Genomic DNA, 20,002 nt, shown 5'->3' on the forward strand with positions numbered 1-20,002 from the left:
CCGATGCCCCAACCAACGCCAGAATATATCTACGTTGAAAAGCCGACCATTGACCAACTTGTAAGTATGGGTTGGCAGTACATCGAAGGCAGTTGGGACGACCCCCAAGTTACCGATCGCGAGAACTTCAAGCAAGTCCTAATTAGCGATCGCCTAAAAGCCGCCATCAAGCGCATCAACCTCGACGACAACGGCAACCCTTGGCTCGATGATACCCAAGTGAATGCCGCTGTGAGTCAGCTAGAACGTCTGACATCACAAAGACTGATGGAAGCCAATCAAGCGGCTACAGAATTACTCCTCAAAGGCACCACCGTTTTAGGGCAAGACGGCAAACAGCACACCGTCCACTTCATCGACTTCGAGCATCCTGAAAATAACGGCTTCCTCGCCATCAATCAATACCGAGTAGACCCCCCTTGGGCAACAGGCAACCGAGGGTTTATCGTCCCGGACATCGTGCTACTCGTCAACGGCATCCCCCTCGTCGTCATCGAGTGCAAAAGCCCTAAACTCGATAACCCCATCACAGAAGCCATCCGCGACTTGTTGCAATATTCCAACCAACGGGGAAGCAGCCAACCGGAAGGCGCAGAAAAGCTATTCCACTACAACCAGTTAATGATAGCCGCCTCTGCGGGACGGGCAGCAGCAGGAACCATCGGCGCAAACTACGAGCATTATGTCGAGTGGAAAGATACCACTCCCCGCCCCAAAGCCGAAATTGCCGCAGAACTCGGCGTTACCGAACTCAACTCCCGCCAAATGCTCATTGCCGGGATGCTACACCCCGCAAACCTCCTCGACATCCTGCGAAACTTCACCTTGTTCAAAACCAGCGGCGGACGCACGATTAAACTCGTCCCCCGTCACCAACAATATCGGGCAGTCCACGAAGCAATCGGGCGACTCCTGCACAACCCAACCCGCACCCAACACGGCACCGATGACCAACGCGGCGGTATCATCTGGCATACTCAAGGTTCCGGCAAAAGCCTGACAATGGTGTACCTGATACGGAAAATCCGCACTATCCCCGCCTTGCGCCGCTTTAAGATAGTCGTCGTTACCGATCGCACGGACTTAGAAAAGCAACTCTCCGATACAGCCGTCCTGACAGGCGAACCCTTACAAAGAGCGAAAAACGTCAAAAAGCTAGAAGAGTACCTCAAACAACCCGGTGCTGGCTTAGTCTTCGGGATGATTCAGAAATTCAAAGGCGGCGAAGATTCCGAGGAAGAAGAAGAAATTGAGCCAATCAAGAAAAACCTCAATCCTTCCGAAGATATCCTAGTCCTAATTGACGAAGCCCACCGTTCCCACGCCAGCACCCTCCATGCCAATCTCTTGGAAGCCTTACCCAACTGCGCCCGCATCGGCTTCACTGGCACTCCCATCGAAACGAGTGCCAAAACAAACACTAGGCGCATCTTTGGTTCCTTTATCGACCAGTACAACATCCGCCAATCCCAAGCAGACGGTGTTACCTTGCCTATCCTCTACGAAGGCTTAGAAGCCAGAGGTGCCGTTACTTCTGGCGATGACCTCGACCAACTGTTTGAAATCATCTTTCAGGATAAAACCCCAGAAGAACGGGCGCAAATTAAAGCCAAATACGCTACTAAAACCCAAGTCTCCGAAGCACGGGAACTGATTAAAGCCAAAGCCCGGAATATGCTGCGCCACTATATCGAGCGTATCCTACCCGGAGGCTTCAAAGCTCAAGTCGTTGCCTCTACCCGTCTCGCCGCCGTGCGCTACCAGGAGGCATTTGCCGAAGCGCAACAGGCACTGGTGCAACAACTCCAATCTCGCGCCGCCATCTTAGCAAGTCTAAACCCCGAAACCTTAGAATCCCTGGATGCAGAAACTGGCTTTCTCGCCTTAGCCTTCCCGCACCTAGACACCATCCGCCGCTTAGAATTTGCCACCGTCATCTCCTCGGACAAAAACGACGACCCAAGCTGGAAAAAGTGGACAGATAAGAGTCAACAAGAAACCCATATCGAGCGATTCAAAAAGCCGTTAGAGCAAGATAGTTTGGCGATTTTAACGGTGAAAAGTATGCTCCTGACAGGCTTTGATGCCCCACTGGAGCAAGTTTTATATTTAGACCGGGGCATGAAAGAATATGAATTGCTGCAAGCCATTGCCCGTGTCAACCGCGTCTATGACGATACCAAGAAATATGGGCTAGTCGTCGATTACTACGGTGTTGATATCGCGGCTGCCCTCTCTGTTTACGAGAATGTGGATATCGAAAATGCTTGGTTTGATATTCGCCAAGAATTGCCCAAACTGCGCGACAAACACCAGCGAGTGATTGCCTTATTCACCCAAAACGGCTGCATGATTGATGACGTAGAAAGCTGTGTAGACTTACTCCGAGACGAACGCCTGCGCGTCGAATTCAACGACACATTCAAAGATTTCCTCGACACCCTCGACACCATCCTCCCCCGCCCGGAAGCCTTGCCCTATGTCAAAGATGCCAAGAAACTCGGTTTAATTAAAAAATCCGTTGCTGACCTTTACCGGGATGAAAAACTCAACCTTGTCAGCGCCAAAGAGAAAGTTCGGGCATTAATTGACCAATACATTGAATCCCAAGGAATTGACCCGAAAGTACCGCCGATTGATATCCTGTCCTTGGACTTCAAAACCCACGTCCAGCGCCATCGCTCAATTAAAGCACAAGCGGCAGAAATGGAATTCGCTGCCCGTCACCACATCAGCATCCACTATGATGAAGACCCGGTTTATTACAAAAACCTGAGCGAAAAACTGACAGAAATTCTTGACTCTCTTGCCGACAACTGGGACGAAAAAGTTGAAGCGTTACGCCAGTATATCGAACAAATCCAAGCAGGTCGCCCCACCAATGAAACGGGACTCGACCCGAAAACTCAGCTTCCCTTCCTCAACATCTTGGGCGAACATTCACAGATAGAACTGCCCAAACTCGCCCAAGCTACTGTAGAAATTGTCGATCGCATCCGCCAAGAAGTGCGGCGGGTAAATTGGGCAAGTCCCATTGTCCAAGAAGACTTGAGACGCTGGATAGCCGACTACTTGGATACTAACGATTTAGTGGACTACGACCAACTCGAAGAAGTGGCGGATAAACTGGTGCAACTTGCCCGCAAGAATCGTGATAGTTTGATGGCATGACCACCATCACCTTTGGCGACCTCAGTTTTGAACTGCGCCACAGTGCCAAACGTCGCACCATCGGCATCACCGTCGAACGGGACGGTCAATTAATCCTGGCATCTCCTCCAGAAGTGCCGATGGAAACGCTGGAGAAAGTGGTTCGGGACAAACGCCTCTGGATTTACAGCAAACTCCTCAAAAAAGAATCCCTCAATCCCCCCACTACTGTCAAAGAATACGTTTCAGGAGAAGGGTTTTATTACCTGGGACGCAGCTATCGCCTCAAGTTGGTGGATGGTGTGAAGCAACAGCCACCCCTGAGACTCTACCAAAGCCGCTTTGAATTGCAGCGCGACGCACAGGCACGGGGGAGAGAAGAGTTTATTCGATGGTATTGCGATCGCCTACGCCTGATTTTAGATGCACAGATTGCCGCTTTTGTCAATCGTGTTGGGGCTTCTCCCCGTTCGGTGCAGGTACGCGAGTTAGGCTACCGTTGGGGTTCATGCGGACATAAAGGAGATTTATATTTTCACTGGCGAGTGGCGATGCTGCCGCGAACCATGATTGAGTATGTGGTGGTTCACGAGTTGGTGCATCTGATTGAACCGCACCATACTACTGGGTTCTGGGATAGGGTGGAGCGGGTTGTGAGTGATTGGTGCGATCGTAAACAGTGGTTAGCCCAAAATGGGGCAAGTTATGACCTTTAGGGATGGGTGAAAAGCCCTGAGTCAGTTTGTAGACACACTGATTGGTTCTGGCTGATCTAAGGATCTGACTTTCTTACGACTTTTCTGTGACTTTTTCCGACTGCCAAGGCGTATGCCGAAAAGTTAGGTTATGCTGGATTCTGTTTTGAAACAATTTCTGGATGCGTCTAGATGTGGAGCAGCTTTATGTGTATGCTCCTTTAACTACAGTTCCTAACTGTTGTTAGAACAAATCTAATTGAAGAGGAAATAAATATGAGTGGTTTCTCAATTGCTACAGAGGTTTTTGCATTTATCCCTAATTACGAAAACAGAAAAATTGACATCTACAAAGATGCAAAAGCATCAGGTGATATTTCAGGGCAAATGTTCTACTACACTCCTCTGTTTTCCTTGGTGGCTAATGAAGAGGGGAAGCCAACAGTAACAGTTGACGAAAAAAATGTCGAAATCCTTTTTCAATGCTTCACAGAAGAACTACACGATGTCGTTTTGACTGAGGTAAGGGCACGACTTGGAAGTAATGAGCTTAAAAGTACGCAAATTGGCTTAATTCCTCTAACTCAAATTGAAATAGAGCCTGAATCTTTTGGTGTGGCTTCTTCTGTTGATCCTAAGACTGCTGGGTTGAGCGCAATTTCAGTAAGCGAAAAGTATACAGCTAGCTTTCAGTTTTCTGATGAAGAGTTAGCAGGGAAATTTGCAAAACGGGTAGAGGAAAAACGTGAAGACTTCAATGTGAAGTTAACTGTTCCATCCGCAGGCACAATTGTTGACATGATTGAAATTAGTGCTAGTGACTTCAAAAAAGTCGATTGGAAAAATTTTGTTAATGACAAAAATGCCGAAAAAAATATTGATAATGAAAATCAATATTTTACTATCGATGAGCTTTCAAATAGCTTCTCAAGCATTTTAAGACGGATTAACATTACAGTTGTTACTGAGAAACCAGATGCTAGACAGTTAACTCTTGATGACAAAAACAAGCTTCTTGAATTGTTTATTCAAAATCTAACAAAGTCTGTAGTACAAGATTTTGATAGTTTTCCGCCTCCTGGTGTCACTGACATTTTTATCAACAATGGATCATTTAAACCTAATGTAATCACAAAGGCAAGGGAATCTACATCTAAGGCAATGACTAGCGCATTTGAAAGCTTGATAGATGCAGCTGAAGAAGATATGAAAGGTGGGACCGAGTGGAGCGAGCGCAAATCACTACTAGAGCAATTGGATAAAGCGTACAGAAACAAAAAAGGTGATGGTAGCTTTGCAGCAGGCGTTAATGTACTTAAGGTCGTTGGTGTTTCCAGCAAAGGCACAGCAAGCTTTGACTTTACTGATGATACTCTCAAGGCGATGCGACAAGAGTCAGAGGCAACTGATTTCAATCAGTTTAGCTCTGAGACAAGAAATAAAATGAAATCTGAACTCAAAAACTTATTACAGGAACACTCAAATTTTGAATGGGAAAAAGAAGGCGAAGAAATTATTCCTAAAAAGGTTAAATTAAGTCGGATTATTAGTGGTGAGTTTAAAGCCGAGACTAAGCTTCTACAAACGACTCGAACAATTGAGCGTTCAGTCACTAGAATCGGATTCGCAATCAACAGCAACATCAACCTGATTAACTTAGAGAACAAAATGCAGAAAGAACTTGAGGCGTTAAAAGCAGAAATTGAATCTTTGAAAGGGCAGCTATCTGGCAAGGCTGATAATTCAGCGCTCCAAACTGTAGAAACTAATCTCTCCAACACAATTGGAACTGTTCAGGCTATAGCTAATAATGCTCAAGCTACTGCTAATGATGCAGTTAACAGAGCCAATACCGCCCAGAGTATTGCTAACAATGCCCAGAGTATTGCTGATCAAGAAAAGGTGGTGATTAAAACGGATTTTGTACCTGGGACGGGCGAAGATACTAAAAAGAACTGGTTTGATTCGCAGACCGCTGCTCATCGTTATTGTAAAGACAATGGCTTTCAGACTGGATTTTTGATAGGGGAATCACCTGATGGCAAAACTTACTATGTTGCCTGTCTCAAGTAATTATCTTGCGGCTGAATAGCAGCCTAACAATTTGCTTAGAACAGACTGTTGAAAGATCCGGATGCCAAGTTCACGGTTGTTCGCAGCCGCTCCGTTAGCTAATCAAAAACTGAAGCTTTTCCACAAGAAAAGTAATCAATCTCTAAACAACGAGGAGTACAGATGCCAGTATTGATCGCTCAAGTGTCTGTGATTATAGTCGCTTTGATTCATGCACTAATCAGCATTAGTGAGATATTTCTATGGAAAAATCCTCTGGTGCATGAACGAATTGGTTTTAATCAAGTTGACGCAGACAAAGCCGCGCCAATTGTTGCTAATGCTGGTTTGTATAACGGGTTTATTGCAGTAGGTCTAATTTGGGGACTTTTAACAAGCACTAATGCCGTAACTATTCAGTTATTTTTTCTAAGCTGCGTCTTTGTCGCTGGAGTATTTGGTGCTGTGACGTTAAGGTGGACAACCCTCATCCTACAAATGCTACCTAGTCTAGTTGCTCTCGTTGCTGTTTGGTATGTGAACTATTTGATGTGACGTTGATATCAAGGAGAAGTTGATGATAACCGTTAAACTTCAGGTTGCCTACGGCAATCCTAAAATAATAGCTATGGTAAACGGTCTAGCTGCGTATCACGCTAAAGCCGAAGAAGATAGCTATGATCAAGTGCTACTGTCTTTTGAATTTGATTCAGAAGAAAAAGCTAACAACTTTCTTGGTGATCTTAAGCAGTATTTGAAAGGCTATGTTAAGCCTTCAAACGATTCATGATCTAACAGTTTGCCGCAGACTGCAAGCATTGTAGAATCGTGCAGTAAGTTATTGCCAATGGTTTTAAAAGCATTAGGGTTGTCAGCGTAGCATCGCAGTATTTGCTTAAACTGCCACTCCATCCGATGATAAGGTGACTTGGCATTAGGAAAAGTGGATCGCTTATTCATTCCCTGCCAACTTTTCCAGCAACGCTTGCCACGTCTCAATCTGCTGCTGTAATTGCTGTTTGGGCGATCGCGCTTGGCAAGATGAGGAAAAGCGATCGCTCATTCATTCGCTCCCAACTTCTCCAGCAACGCTTGCCACGCCTCAATCTGCTGCTGCAATTGCTGGATGCGATCGCCTTTTGCCTGATGAGTGCGATCGCTCATTCCTTCCCTTCCAACTTTTCCAGCAATGCTTGCCACACTCAATCTGCTGCTGTAACTGCTGGATGCGATCGCCTCATTTATCTCGCTTACTCTGACTCGGCAGAATTTTCCCTTCCTCCTGAGCTTGCCTAATTGCTCTTTTAAGAATTAACACCGCCATTTGAGATAAAGAGCGCTCCTCCGCGTCTGCCAATTGTTGCAGCGCTTCCTTGTCTTCTTCATCCATATAGAGGGTCACAGTCACTTTCGCCATGTCATAAATCATAGGCGTTCCTGTGTGTTTTCCTCTCCAATAAATAGAAACACACAGAAACACATAATGATTGTGTTATTCTGTGTGTCATTCATCCTGTCCTACAAAGTCAAAAGCCAGCGCTCAAACCTTCCACAGTCCAGCGCTGGCTTTTAGCTCCCCAATAAAAGGAGACTCTAACAATGGTAAAACCAAGCTATCGAAGTGACAGCCTCTGTCTGTATCAGCAAGCCTTAGACGATTTTGCGATCGCGCCTCTTCTTACCCGCCTAAAAACCTACTCCGACGCTGACTTCGATGCAGCGTGGATGAACCTAACCCAACTCGAACTCGAAAGCCTAACCGCCATCCTCATCCAAGACTTTACCGCGAACCTAAAAGGAAAAGCGATCGCCGGATACTTAAACGCCATCCGTCACGGCAGCACCAACATACCCCCCAGCTTAATTCAGCGAGCATTCACGCCCCCATCCATTGACCTGCCTGCAAACTTCCCCAATGTTCAGACCCCTCGCTACTTGTACGGCGACAAACTGCGTTGGATTCCTGACAGAGACAAGACAGACTGGGGTGTTGCAACTGGAAGATTTTACAGCTTTGCTCCCCACCACTGCGCTTGGGCGTGGTGCTACCTGATCTGGCTCGATAAACTTTCCCCCAGCGCCGCTATTACAGTTGCCGATATCGCCTGGGAAAACGACCTCAAACCCTTGGAGGACGCTGCATGAAACCCCGTCCTCTCACCGAACAAGAGCAAACCCTAATCGACCTCTACGGATACTGCCAGCTGGGAATGACACCGCAGCAATTCTACGCCAAATGGCAAGTGAATCACGAAGCGATCGCCTTCATCTGCTCTCGTTCCATGTCTACCGTTCAGCGTTGGTTTAGAAGGGGTAAAAACTACCGCCGTCCGCAACCTGCCGATTTACGCCATCTCGCTTTGATGGATTTCCTATTGGAGCATTATCAGGACATTCCCGAACAACTCTTCAAGGCGCTGTGCTGTCCTAAGCACAACCCTTAACAATCCCATCACCTAATGTAAATACCCATTTGAAATTATCTCGCTAGCCATCCTATGAGTAGGGTAGCTTTAGTTGTTTAGAGCGATCTACAAAGCTTGAGAACAATCAAAGCGAACCAGAGCAAAGTCAACAACCGCAGGGCTTCAGGACGGCGTATCGCCCAAGAAATTGAAGTTATCCACGCTGCACTCAAACGACGCGGCTACCGCAATCATTTTTGAACTAGGACTGGAACAGCAAGACTTATGTACACCAAGGAATAGTTTTAATCCTTCTCAAAGACGCGATCGCTTTTCCGAGAAATGATGGAATTTACTGTAAAACAGGCTTCTGATACTTTGCCATCTCAGCAAACGTCATAAAACACCGCTGACAATGGCCGCCCACCCACAAAGCTGGAACTTTAAACCTTGCTTTGCAATTTGGGCATTCAGATAGCAAGCGTAACTGGTGCCTCCCACACCTATTTGCCGTCTTAAACTGCCATTCAATCCGGTGACAAGCAAATTCAGCATAACAAGCCCCACACAACCGAATTGGCTCGTGCTTCATTCCTACTCCAGCAGGAGGCAACATATTTGCCAATTTATCTGCTTCAATTCCAACTACTGTAGTTAGAGCTTCTAACTGTTGCCGAGCAGGAAAGGGGTTGTGATAAAACTTTTCCCAACGAGCGATCGCACCTCCAAGTCCCGCCACCTTCCCTAAACCAGTTGGCGTTAGATTGTTTGCCCGTCGAAACCGTCCCAAGAAGTGGCTCAGACTTTCCCCCTCAAAGAGTTCCACTCGAAATAGCCAAGGCTGAATATCCGAAGCTTCCATTATCTGTACTGAGCAGCTACTTCCTTTAACGTCTCCAAATCAATCTTTTGCAAGCCTTTCTTTAAAGACTCAATAGCTGCTTCCCTGAGAATCATATCCATCAAACCGATATAACCCGCCGTCGCTTCCCCCAATGTTTTCAACATCGTCTTACTAGACAAATTAGAAGCCACAGGCAACTGCAAAACTTTCTTTTCCCAAACCTCTACCGTCTGCTTAAACTCTCCTCCTGACAACTTGCCGAAGCGATGACAAGCACGAAAGCGGTTGTAAACTTGTTCATCTCGCTTAATTACCGTATCCAAGCGGTCAGTACCTACCAAAATGACGGAAATCTCCAACTTGTCAAAGATATCCCGCACCTCAGCAAATGTTTTAGGCTTCAGGCGGTCAGCTTCATCAATAATCAGCATTTCCACACTACAGCCCTTGAGGACTCGTAAAGTGCGATCGCGAATTTCTGCTACCGTCCCCTTGACCATTTGGTATTTCAAATGTTCAAGAATCACCCCAAACAATTCCTTAGCACCACACTCTTGAGGAATTTGAATATAAACAACAGGTACAGTTGGTGGTTTACCAACTTCTTGAATCGGTTTATGACGCAATCTATAAGCATCACAGGCGATTGTTTTACCCGTTCTTGACTCTCCCACAACCCTGCCGGACTGTCGCGATTGGCGCTTTCCTTCCAACCAATCATTAAGAACTTTCACTTGTTCTAGATCCACAAAAGGCTTACGGTTCAATCGTTGAATTTCCGCCTGTACTTTCTCGCTATTAAGTGGGATCTCACCTAATTCTTGGGCAACCGCTTTAGCTTCATTTTTAGTCATCGCTTACCAGCCATAATCCTCACGCATTTGTTCGTAATCAAATACTTCTGGCATCTCTGGTTCTGCTTCACTTTGAATAGATGTCACTTCTATTTCTTCAGGTTCAACAGATAAGGGTTGTTTCGCTCTTTTGACTTCAACCTGTTCTGCTTTTTGACGTTCCTTTTTGGTTTTCTTTTGAGTTAAGAAAGTATCGCGATCGCGCACTTCTGTCAAAATCGAGCGGTTACTGACAGTTTTCCCTTCTTCCCGAATCTTCCGACTGCTGGCTTTCGCCTCATCTAAAGATAATTGCTCTGTCTCTAAATCCTGAGCATAAGCACGCGCTAGAAAAACCTCTTTGTTGCCTTCTTGGTGATAGACCAAAACAGTTGTGATATCTCTGGGGTCATATCGCAGCACCACGCTTTCTCCGGCATAGCCTGCCAAATGCTCACCTCGGTACATCAGGTTTTCAAATTGCAGGTAGCCCCCTCTTTGGATACTGCGTCTTGCTTGCTTCATTAAGCAGATATCTAACTCCCTTTCCGAAAAGACATCAGGAGCAGAAACCCTTAATCCAGCATCCCATCGTTGAAACCGCGTTTGATCTCCCATCCGGGCATCAATCCGCTGGTTGTAGTTATCAACGATGTATCGCACCAATCTTTGCTCTAATTGCCTGAGTGTAAGGCTTGCATCTTTTTCAGCCTCTTTAGGTCGCTCTTGTACGTTCGACCCCGTATACCCTGGCAACGTTGAGAAAAGTTCACTGTTGAGAGTCTTGAAAGGACGCTCAACGATACCACCTTCACTGGGGCGATCGCGTAAATGACAAACAAACCCTAACTGCACTGCAATCTGCTGCAAGTGGTTAGAACGAAAATCCTTACCCCCATCTGTATAGAAGTGTTCGGGTTTGCCATAAGTCCCCCACTCGCAATGCAGTTTGTATTCAGAACCATACTGCTTGGGCAAAATCCCATGACGTAAAGCTAACGCTACCACCTGAGAACTTGGAGCATCGTAGCCCAAATTAATGCCCATAATGCAGCGAGAATAGGTATCAATAACTGTTGTCAGCCAAGGACGGCTGAGAAGTTGACCATGTTGATCTACCAGCAATACATCTACGCGGGTGTGGTCGCATTGCCAGACGTGGTTGCTATACTCTACTGATAAGTCCTTACTATCGCGGGTTTTGACTGATAAACGGGATCCTCGCCAACCAGGGGTACGAATACTTTTAGCTTTCTCCTGCTTCTCAATTACTGGTTCTAGAATGCGGTATACCGTCATGTGACTAGGAGATTTGAGGCCTAGCTGCAAAGCTCTTACCTGTACTCGCAGGAAAACCTGCTTAGGAGTCATTCTTTTACTCCCTTTATTTCCCTCGCGATAAGTTTTAAGAATAAACTCCTGCCAGTCTTCCTCAATCCGGTGCTTACCTTTATCTGCGCGTTCTGTCTTATTTACTCCAAGCAGTCCTTCCTGTTCCCATTTGTCAAGCAGCCGTCTTACTGTACGCACTGACTTCCCCAATTTGGCGGCTGCTTCCTGAATCCTTTCACCAACGGGGCGATCGCTTGGTTCCAAAAGACTTTGAATTACTTCCATCTTCAGAAGAGCTTCATCCGAAAGTTCACTCACTATTACGGAAGCTTCCGTGAGATTAGCTCCCTCGTCTGCGATATTTGCCGAGACCCTTGTTTCAGAAAAGCCTGCGTCTGGCATAAACAAAATTGTTTTATAGCAACATATTTGTATTTTAGGAACATATTAAGTGACAGTCAATATGTTAATTCTGCCAAAAGTCAGAAAATAACCATTTCTGACAAGTGACACTTAAATTGTTAATTTTCTGGGATTTGACACTTAAATTGTTAATCTGGTTTTATTAAAGTAAAAGGGCATCACATAAATAAAACCCCTCTATAACTATTGGTACAGAAGGGCTTCAGACACTTTGAAGCTGTGTGACACTATTTTGTTAATGTGACAAATAATTTGTTAATGTACATTAGTTGTAGAGTGACTAATTGTTTGTCTAGACAGATTATTGTCAATTAAGACGAATTATAATATGTCTTCGTGCCAAATTGATGTCGTTGAACTATTAGTGACCCCTCACGTTTGGAAAAAACAGCTTTCCTTACCGTTAGTTAGCAGAAAGCGAAAGCCCCCAAATATAGGGGCTTCTTGGTTATGTCAATGGCGTGCGATCGCTACCTTCCCACGCCATACACGCAAAGAGTTTAACTATCTTCTGGGATTCATACAGACTGGATTTGGATTATGTAAACAATCCCAACTTCCTGGCCGAAGATTGCTATCTCCAGTAGTGCTTTGTGGTGTATTAGTGGTGGGTGTGCGTGCAGGCGTAGTGCCGGGGGGTATTGTGGCGGGTGTGGCGTCGTTGTTGGTGCCAGCGCCAGGTGCGGGTGCGCTGTCGTTGGTGGTGCCAGCTCCAGGTGCGGGTGCGCTGTCGTCGGTGCTGCCAGCGCCAGGTGCGGTGCCGGGTGTTTGGGTTTGAGCGAATAATTGTTGGCTGCTTGCGGAGGAGTCAATACGAGCATTGCCATTAATAGAATTAACGCTATTAACTTGTGCTAATGCTGGAAAAGCCAGAAAAATTCCAGCAGTTGTAACCACCGACATCATACCAACGCCTTTTTTAATTTGAGTTTTCAGAGATGTATTCATCAGTTTCTATTTGGCTCTTACCAGTATCAGGTCGCACTTGATTAAATCTCATCCTCAACATCATAGTCGTCATACTATAGATAGAAGTAGTGCTTCCTAAGTGATGGAATGATGGGTAATGTCACAAATTTAGGCGCGACTGCACCTGACAAAATTATTCTTTTATCCTGCTATAGCGCCGTATCTAAGCTGGAAAGACGAAAGCCAAGTACGAGTGCGAAAAATATTTAAAAGTAGATTAATCGGATTCATATAGCGATGCTTAATCAAGCGCAGCTAATACCGCCTTGGGTATTAATTTATCTTTAAACCAAATAATTCTTGCTGGCACATCCTTCAAGTTTACCCCTGCTTTTTCTAGATTCAGCCGTTCCGAAATCGCTAAAATTAAGTTGTCGCATTCAGCACGACGTACCTGAGAAAATTTCTTTTGCAAATATTCCGGTCGCCAGTAGCCGACAATTTCTAGTAAGAAGGTGCGACCATCAGGATGTACTAAGCGAAAGTCGGGAATCATCACACTACCAGGAATTGGAATCAGGTCTACTTCTCGTTCTAATACCCAATCTGATTTCAACGAGTCCCAGCGGTCAGCAAAAGATGCTTCCAGCATACTATCGTAAGGCTTACCAGGGGGATAGTGGGAAACTAAGCCACAGTCAGAATTGAGGGTAAAGCGTCCCGTTTTCCAGGTTCCGGTGTAGGTGTCGCGGTTTTGGAGGATGGCGGATAGACTCCATTTTGTAACGTGGAGTAAAGCGGGGAGGAGTTTAGCGATCGCTAACCCATACCTTGTACTAGGCTTAAATAAACTCGTCGGGCCATCAACTGTAATCGTAAACCCATGATCCGCATCGCCCTCAATATACGCCATCAATTGAAACAGTTTTAGATAGCGAAATAACAGTTTATACTCTCCTGGGACGTTGCGGTGAGCATTCAAAGTAATTTGACTAGCGCGATAGAAAACGCCTTGTACTTGAGATAAATTGTAGCGGTGTAGCAAATCTTCTGGGGTAATCCCATCAAACTGAGTTAAGATGCGATTCTCAGCTAAATCTGCGTAAAGTCCAGCCTGAATTTGACTTGGTAAAACTTCTCTTTCTAGTTCCTGACTGAGTTTGTCAGCTAATATATTAAGTGTTGCACCAGAAGCTTGCGGACTCGGAATTGATTGTGCAGAAAGGGCAAAAACTCGCTCTCGTAATTCTGGCGGTTCCAGAGGACTAACTACTTCAAAAGTAGACAAGCTGCTTTTGAGAATATGAGCTAATCCTCGCTTTAAGCGATAATCTGGACTATCACCTTCTAATTCTGATAATTGACGGTCTAGTTCTCCTTGAGTGTTGCCTAATGCCTCTTGGAAGCAAATAATCAACTCATTGGCAACGGCTAAATTTTTGGCATCAATATTTAGGCGTTTTGGGACTATCGTTTCGCCATTTTGTCGGTGGATTAAAAGGTCAGTTGGTAGCATGATGAATGAACCGCAAAAAAGAGAAATAACTAAGAATCAGGAAGATTTTCATCATCATCTACCCACTTTGCTGATGATTCCGCTGCTTTCTTCGTAACACTAGAATTTGCCCCATAAAAAATCTCCAACTGCCCTTTCCTCTCTCCTCCTTCGCGTCCTTCGCTTCGCTTCACCTTCGGCTGACGCGGTTCATTCCTCTTCTCTCCCCTTCTCCTATTAGAAGTACCTTCTTCACTCGTATCTTCCGCCACAACCTCATAAAGCATAGCGCGTTTATTAGCATCATTTCCCTTACGCAAAACTCGCCCTAATCGCTGAATAAACTCGCGCTGCGAACCCGTACCAGATAATATTATTGCTACACTTGCAGCAGGAACATCAACCCCTTCATTCAGAACGTGAGAAGCAATCAAATTTTTGTATTCTCCCTCCCGAAATTTAGTTAATATCTCGTGCCGTTCTTTGATAGGCGTTTGATGGGTAATTGCTGGAATTAAAAACTCGTGAGAAATGCGGTAAACTGTAGCATTATCGGTAGTAAAAATCAACGTGCGTTCCGGATAATGTTGGGCTAAAATATTAGATAATATTCGCAGTTTACCATCAGTACCAAGAGCAATATCTTTAGCTTCGCGGTGAGCTAACATGGCACGTCGTCCAGCTTGCGATCGCGCACTTACCATGACAAACTGCTGCCACCCTTGAATACTGCCTAAAGAAATATTTGATTCTCGCAAAAAATTGTTGCGTAGTTGAATCAGCTCGTTGTAGCGATCGCGTTCTAGTTGCGACAACTTTACCTTAATCTGCACCACTTCATGATTGGCTAAAGCCGCACCTGCTAATTCCTCAGCAGTTTTGCGATAAACTTCCGCACCGATTAACATATTAAGATCAGTGTGCTTGCCATCAGAACGCTCAGGAGTAGCGCTGAGTCCGAGACGATAAGGCGCGATCGCATACTCAGCAATTACCCGACTAAAATCTGTAGGTAAGTGGTGACACTCATCAAACACTAACAAAGCATACCTGTTTCCCAAAGTCTCCGCGTGAATAGCCGCACTGTCGTAAGTAGCAACCAGTATCGGCGTTTTATCTCGCGAACCGCCACCCAACAACCCCACCTCCGCATCCGGAAAAGCCGCCGTTAAGTGAGCATACCACTGGTGCATCAAATCCAGAGTCGGCACCACAATCAACGTACTGCGCGGTGTCGATTGTATCGCCATTTGCGCTAGATAAGTCTTTCCCGCCGCCGTTGGCAACACCACAACCCCTTGCCTACCGGCTTGCTTCCAAGCCAACAGAGCCTCCCTCTGATGCGGATAAGGTTCCATCTCCATACTCGCCACCAGGGAGAGAGACTCAAAACCCTTCGCCTCATCGATAAAATTAGTCCCTTCCGCTTGCAGCACTTCCACCAATTGGCGATAATATATCGCCTGGATGCGGAACTTTTCCACTCTGTCATCCCAAGTAGCGTATTCTACCCAAGATTTCCCCCTTGGCGGTGGATGCAAAATTAAAGTTCCTCGATCAAAAGATAATGTAGGGGTACGAGCCATTGGTTTTTTGAATTCTCTGTCCCCGATAATTTTAGAAGAGTCAAGGCATAATGCAGAATGGTAGTTCGCCTGACATCTTGCACTTGATGATTTTTAATCGCCAGCTAGATTTTTTTAATGGGAATGCTTCCTTAACAAACAGCGTGTTTACGGTAGCGACAGAGGAGAACTGAACAAAGATGTGGAGAGTAACGCATCCCCGACTGCGGCGCTACGGTGTTGCTGTAATTAGTACAGGTATGGCGCTACAACTGACATTACTGCTAAAGCCACTAATCGCGCCTACCATTTTGCCACTGTTTTATGCCGCCGTGACGGTTAGTGCTTGGTATGGCGGGATGAAACCGGGGTTGCTGGCTACAATTTTGTCTACTTTAGTCATCAACTACTTCTTTGTAGCTCCAGTTTACTCGCTGGCGATCGCTAGTTTGAACGATATCTTGCGGCTAGGCGTGTTCGTGCTGGTAACGCTACTGATTAGCACACTCAACTCGGAACTTTGCACTGCTAAACAGCGGCTGGAGACGAGTATGCTAAAACTGCAAGCCAGTGAAGAGCAATATCGTCGCATTGTCGATACCGCTTACGAAGGTATTTGGACAACTAATGCTGAGTTTAAAACCGAGTATGTCAACCAGCGGATGGCGCACCTTCTTGGCTACAGCGTAGAGGAAATGCTGGGACACTCGATTTTTGACTTTATGGATGACGAAGCTCAAATCGAAGCTCAAGCGAGGATTAAGCGACGCAAGCAGCCAAATAAAGATCAGTTTGACTTTCGTTACCGTCGCAAAGATGGTTCAACGCTTTGGACGATTGTCTCCACTAGCCAAATTTTAGACGAACGCGGTCAATTTATGGGCGCGATCGCTATGATTACCGATATTACCCTCCGCAAGCAAGCTGAAGAAGAACGCATTCAACTACTCAATAAAGAACAAGCGGCTAAAGAACAAATTACTAACACTTTAGAAAGCATTTCCGATGCTTTTGTTGCCTTAGACAGCGAATGGCGGTACACCTACGTAAACACTCACGCAGAGCATTTTTTCCAGAAACCCCGCGAAGAGTTAATCGGCAAAATCGTGTGGGAAGTATTTCCCCCACTCCCTAACTCGCAATTTTATATTCATGCTCATCATGCACTCTCCGAGCAGGTAACTGTCGAGTATGAAGAGTTTAATCAGCGCTTTCAAAAATGGATATTAGCCCGCATTTATCCATCCAAATATGGTTTAGCTGTTTACTTTCGTGACATCACTCTCCGCAAGCAAACTCAACAGTCCCTACAGGATAGTGAAGAACAAATTAGTCTGATAATAGACTCGGTGCCGATATACATTTCTTACGTTGATTCAGAACAGCGTTATCGCTTTAATAATCGGGCATACGAAGAATGGTTTGGATATTCGCGCACCCAAATTACCGGAAAGCACCTGAAGGAAGTTATGGGTGAGTCGATTTATCAGTCAGTTGAAAAGTTTATAGAAGCGGTATTGTCTGGACAAAAAGTAAGTTATGAAAGCGCCTTTACACGCAGCAATGGAGAGCAGCGTTATGTTCAGGGTACTTACGTTCCCCATTTTGGAGAAGGGGGAGAAGTTAAAGGATTTTTTGTTCTCGTCAATGACATTACTGAACGCAAGCAAGCAGAAGAAGCATTACGGCAAAGCGAGGAACGCTACCGAGCTTTTGTAGAACAAAGTTCAGAAGGAATTTGGCGGTTTGAACTTGAGCAGCCAATTTATATAGAGTCTCCAGAAGATGAGCAAATCGAGCAGCTTTATCAATATGGATACTTGGGGGAATGTAACAATGTTATGGCACAAATGTATGGCTATGACAGTGCCGAAGAAATTGTAGGAGCAAGACTAGGAAACTTTCTTGTTCGTGAAGATATAAATAATATTGAATATTTACAAGCATTTATTCGTTCTGGCTACCGACTACACCAAGCAGAATCTTATGAAATTGATAAGCAAGGTAATTTCAAATACTTTGTGAATAACTTGGTGGGAATTGTGGAAAATGGTCTATTAGTAAGAGCATGGGGAACTCAAAACGACATCACTCTGGACAAGCAAGCAGAAGCCACATTGATCGAGAGCGAAAAACGGTTTAAAATAGCGGCACAATGCGCTACAGATGTGATTTATGAATGGGATATCAAGAGCGATCGCATGGAGTGGTTCGGTAAAATAGACGAACACCTGGGATACGAACCGGGAGAGTTTCCCCGGACGCTACAAGCTTGGGAAAATATGCTGCATCCGGACGATCGCGATCGCGTCATAGCGGCGGTAGACCAACATCTGCAAACAGGCGAACCATTTTTCCAAGAATACCGCGTCCAGCGAAAAGATGGCACCTACCTGTATTGGACAGATAGCGCCACAGCTATCAAAAACGAAAATGGTAAACCGATAAAATGGATCGGCGTAAATACTAATATTACAGAACGCAAGCGGGCAGAAAAGCAAATCCTTCGCTATGCCAATCGCTTACAAGTTCTAGCCGAGGCTTCACGAACTTTTGCTGAAGCAATCCTAGATTATCAAACTGCCTTGGATACAATCTGTCAGCGCACAGTCGAGTTAGTTGGCGATACTTGCACTATTCGCCTAGTGTCGGACGATGGACAGTGGTTGAATACAGTTGCCGTTTATCACCCTAACCCAGAAGCGATCGCCTTTGTCCGCGAGTTGTCAGCTGCTGCACCCCAGCGCATCGATGAAGGATTAACGGCTCGCGTGTTTGAAACAGGAGAGTCGCTGCTCATCCCAGTTGTATCACAAGAGCAGCTACGCGCCTCAATCAAAGCAGAGTATTTACCGTGTTTGGAACGCTTTAGTGTATACAGCCTTCTGGTCGCACCACTGCGGGTGCGGGGTCGGATCATTGGCACAATCGCTCTTTCCCGCGACAAGAGCGACAACTCGTATACTATTAATGACCAGGTATTTCTGCAAGATTTGGCAGATCGAGCCGCCTTAGCAATTGACAACGCCCGCCTCTACAACGAGTCTGTGCAGGCGAACCGGATGAAAGACGAGTTCCTAGCCACACTGTCCCACGAACTGCGAACGCCGCTTAACGCCATGCTTGGTTGGACTCAGCTACTCCGTAACCGCCAGTTCGACCCCACTACCACCGCCAAAGCGCTAGAGACAATTGACCGGAACACGCGATCGCTTTCTCAACTCATCGAGGATGTTCTAGATGTCTCCCGCATCATTACAGGTAAACTGCGTCTGAATGTTTATCCAGTAGAACTTCTACCAGTTATTGAGGCAGCAATTGATATTGTCCTACCAGCAGCTAACGCCAAGGAAATTTACATTGAATCCATATTAGACCGCTCAGTGGTATCAGTCTTGGGAGATTCCACTCGTTTACAGCAAATTGTCTGGAACTTACTTTCTAACGCCGTCAAGTTCACACCCAGCAAAGGTCGGGTGACAATTAAACTGTCAGTAGTCAGGGAACAATTGTCAAGTCGTCAAATTGAAACGTTGTCAACAGACAACTATGCTCAAATTCAGATAAGCGACACAGGCGCGGGAATTAGTCCCGATTTTCTCCCCTACGTTTTTGAACGCTTCCGACAAGCTGATGGAACAACAACGCGATCGCATGGTGGACTCGGACTCGGTTTAGCCATTGTCCGCCATCTAGTAGAACTGCAAGGCGGCACAGTCCACGCCGAAAGCCTAGGAGAAGGACAAGGAGCAACATTTACAGTCCGGTTGCCACTCATCGATAAGGGACAGGCGACTAGGGACAAGGGACTAGGGACACAGAAAGATTCACACCCTACCCCCATTCCCGATCCCCAATCCCCCATCCCTCTAAATGGTTTGCGCGTGCTAATCGTAGATGATGAGGCAGATGCACGCGATTTACTCTCTACAATGCTTGCAGAGTATGGAGCCGAAGTCACCGCTGTTCCGTCTGTGAGCGTTGCACTTGAAACACTACAACGTTTAAAGCCTGATGTACTCGTCAGCGATATTGGGATGCCGGAAGAAAATGGCTACAGCCTGATTCGCAAAATTAGAGCGCTCGATACCGCGTCGAAAAATATTCCCGCTGTGGCGCTGACAGCTTATGCTAGAGCAGAAGACCGGACGCAGGCTCTTTTGTCAGGCTTCCAGCTACACGTCCCCAAGCCAGTCGATCCAGCCGAGTTAGCTGCCGTAATTGCCAACCTCGCCGGACGCACTGGACAAGTTTGAATAATTTTAGAGCGCGATGGCTTCGCCTCGGACTCCGTCCTAC

General features: G+C 45.9%; 19 protein-coding genes. 10 read left to right on the forward strand and 9 right to left on the reverse strand.

Annotated features, from left to right (window positions below):
- Window positions 1–3: 3 nt before the first annotated feature.
- The 5 genes from NDI42_RS07770 (at window position 4) to NDI42_RS07790 (ending at window position 6,687) form a co-directional block, all read left to right on the forward strand.
- Window positions 4–3,171, forward strand: coding sequence for a type I restriction endonuclease subunit R (locus NDI42_RS07770; RefSeq protein ID WP_190456731.1), 3,168 nt, complete (start codon window positions 4–6; stop codon window positions 3,169–3,171).
- Window positions 3,168–3,866 (forward strand): M48 family metallopeptidase, encoded by a 699-nt coding sequence (locus NDI42_RS07775; RefSeq protein WP_190456733.1) that lies wholly within the window; start codon window positions 3,168–3,170, stop codon window positions 3,864–3,866. Before NDI42_RS07770 ends, NDI42_RS07775 begins: the two co-directional genes overlap by 4 nt.
- A 255-nt stretch (window positions 3,867–4,121) precedes the next feature.
- The gene (locus NDI42_RS07780) at window positions 4,122–5,918 is read left to right on the forward strand and encodes a hypothetical protein (RefSeq protein WP_190456735.1); all 1,797 of its coding nucleotides are present in this window, start codon (window positions 4,122–4,124) and stop codon (window positions 5,916–5,918) included.
- A gap of 162 nt (window positions 5,919–6,080) precedes the next feature.
- Window positions 6,081–6,452, forward strand: a complete 372-nt coding sequence (locus NDI42_RS07785; protein WP_190456737.1) for a DUF1304 domain-containing protein — start codon at window positions 6,081–6,083, stop codon at window positions 6,450–6,452.
- A gap of 22 nt (window positions 6,453–6,474) precedes the next feature.
- Window positions 6,475–6,687: a hypothetical protein gene (locus tag NDI42_RS07790; RefSeq protein ID WP_190456739.1), complete on the forward strand. Its 213-nt coding sequence runs from the start codon at window positions 6,475–6,477 to the stop codon at window positions 6,685–6,687.
- On the opposite strand, the gene NDI42_RS07795 is transcribed toward NDI42_RS07790, so the two are convergent.
- The 3 genes from NDI42_RS07795 to NDI42_RS07805 form a co-directional block, all read right to left on the reverse strand.
- Complete coding sequence (locus NDI42_RS07795) at window positions 6,660–6,857, reverse strand: hypothetical protein (RefSeq protein ID WP_190456742.1); 198 nt, start codon at window positions 6,855–6,857, stop codon at window positions 6,660–6,662. The genes NDI42_RS07790 and NDI42_RS07795 overlap by 28 nt on opposite strands.
- 99 nt (window positions 6,858–6,956) lie before the next feature.
- Window positions 6,957–7,097 (reverse strand): hypothetical protein, encoded by a 141-nt coding sequence (locus NDI42_RS07800; protein WP_190456743.1) that lies wholly within the window; start codon window positions 7,095–7,097, stop codon window positions 6,957–6,959.
- Between the two features lie 37 nt (window positions 7,098–7,134).
- The gene (locus NDI42_RS07805) at window positions 7,135–7,326 is read right to left on the reverse strand and encodes a ribbon-helix-helix domain-containing protein (RefSeq protein WP_199311239.1); all 192 of its coding nucleotides are present in this window, start codon (window positions 7,324–7,326) and stop codon (window positions 7,135–7,137) included.
- 170 nt (window positions 7,327–7,496) lie between these two features.
- Here NDI42_RS07805 and NDI42_RS07810 point away from each other — a divergent pair, with 170 nt between their 5' ends.
- From NDI42_RS07810 to NDI42_RS07820, 3 genes are all read left to right on the forward strand, one after another.
- Window positions 7,497–8,042 carry a hypothetical protein gene (locus NDI42_RS07810; RefSeq protein ID WP_190456745.1) on the forward strand — a complete coding sequence of 182 codons (546 nt, stop codon included), beginning with the start codon at window positions 7,497–7,499 and terminating at the stop codon, window positions 8,040–8,042.
- Entirely contained in the window at window positions 8,039–8,341 is a 303-nt protein-coding gene (locus tag NDI42_RS07815) for a helix-turn-helix domain-containing protein (RefSeq protein ID WP_190456746.1), read from the forward strand. Before NDI42_RS07810 ends, NDI42_RS07815 begins: the two co-directional genes overlap by 4 nt.
- Before the next feature lie 96 nt (window positions 8,342–8,437).
- A complete protein-coding gene (locus tag NDI42_RS07820) occupies window positions 8,438–8,563 on the forward strand; it encodes a hypothetical protein (protein ID WP_348231390.1) in 126 nt (41 codons plus the stop codon).
- A gap of 91 nt (window positions 8,564–8,654) precedes the next feature.
- Here NDI42_RS07820 and NDI42_RS07825 read toward each other — a convergent pair whose 3' ends face one another.
- The 6 genes from NDI42_RS07825 to NDI42_RS07850 all read right to left on the reverse strand — a co-directional run bounded on the left by NDI42_RS07825 (window position 8,655) and on the right by NDI42_RS07850 (window position 15,724).
- The gene (locus NDI42_RS07825) at window positions 8,655–9,164 is read right to left on the reverse strand and encodes a TniQ family protein (protein WP_190456748.1); all 510 of its coding nucleotides are present in this window, start codon (window positions 9,162–9,164) and stop codon (window positions 8,655–8,657) included.
- Window positions 9,164–10,000, reverse strand: coding sequence for a TniB family NTP-binding protein (locus tag NDI42_RS07830; RefSeq protein WP_190456750.1), 837 nt, complete (start codon window positions 9,998–10,000; stop codon window positions 9,164–9,166). The genes NDI42_RS07825 and NDI42_RS07830 overlap by 1 nt, the downstream gene beginning before the upstream one ends.
- 3 nt (window positions 10,001–10,003) lie before the next feature.
- Window positions 10,004–11,713, reverse strand: a complete 1,710-nt coding sequence (locus tag NDI42_RS07835; RefSeq protein ID WP_242017691.1) for a Mu transposase C-terminal domain-containing protein — start codon at window positions 11,711–11,713, stop codon at window positions 10,004–10,006.
- A 525-nt stretch (window positions 11,714–12,238) separates the two neighbouring features.
- The gene (locus tag NDI42_RS07840; protein ID WP_190421518.1) at window positions 12,239–12,682 is read right to left on the reverse strand and encodes a hypothetical protein; all 444 of its coding nucleotides are present in this window, start codon (window positions 12,680–12,682) and stop codon (window positions 12,239–12,241) included.
- Between the two features lie 262 nt (window positions 12,683–12,944).
- Window positions 12,945–14,159: a DUF790 family protein gene (locus tag NDI42_RS07845; RefSeq protein ID WP_190456752.1), complete on the reverse strand. Its 1,215-nt coding sequence runs from the start codon at window positions 14,157–14,159 to the stop codon at window positions 12,945–12,947.
- Between the two features lie 29 nt (window positions 14,160–14,188).
- Complete coding sequence (locus NDI42_RS07850) at window positions 14,189–15,724, reverse strand: DEAD/DEAH box helicase family protein (protein ID WP_190456754.1); 1,536 nt, start codon at window positions 15,722–15,724, stop codon at window positions 14,189–14,191.
- Window positions 15,725–15,774: 50 nt separating this feature from the next.
- On the opposite strand from NDI42_RS07850, the gene NDI42_RS07855 reads away from it, so the two are divergent.
- Window positions 15,775–15,897: a hypothetical protein gene (locus NDI42_RS07855; RefSeq protein ID WP_348231391.1), complete on the forward strand. Its 123-nt coding sequence runs from the start codon at window positions 15,775–15,777 to the stop codon at window positions 15,895–15,897.
- A 6-nt stretch (window positions 15,898–15,903) separates the two neighbouring features.
- On the forward strand, window positions 15,904–19,959 hold the full coding sequence (locus NDI42_RS07860) for a hybrid sensor histidine kinase/response regulator (RefSeq protein ID WP_190456756.1): 4,056 nt from the start codon (window positions 15,904–15,906) through the stop codon (window positions 19,957–19,959).
- The last annotated feature ends 43 nt before the right edge of the window (window positions 19,960–20,002 follow it).

The sequence above is a fragment of the Funiculus sociatus GB2-C1 genome, assembly GCF_039962115.1.
GTDB lineage: Bacteria > Cyanobacteriota > Cyanobacteriia > Cyanobacteriales > FACHB-T130 > Funiculus > Funiculus sociatus.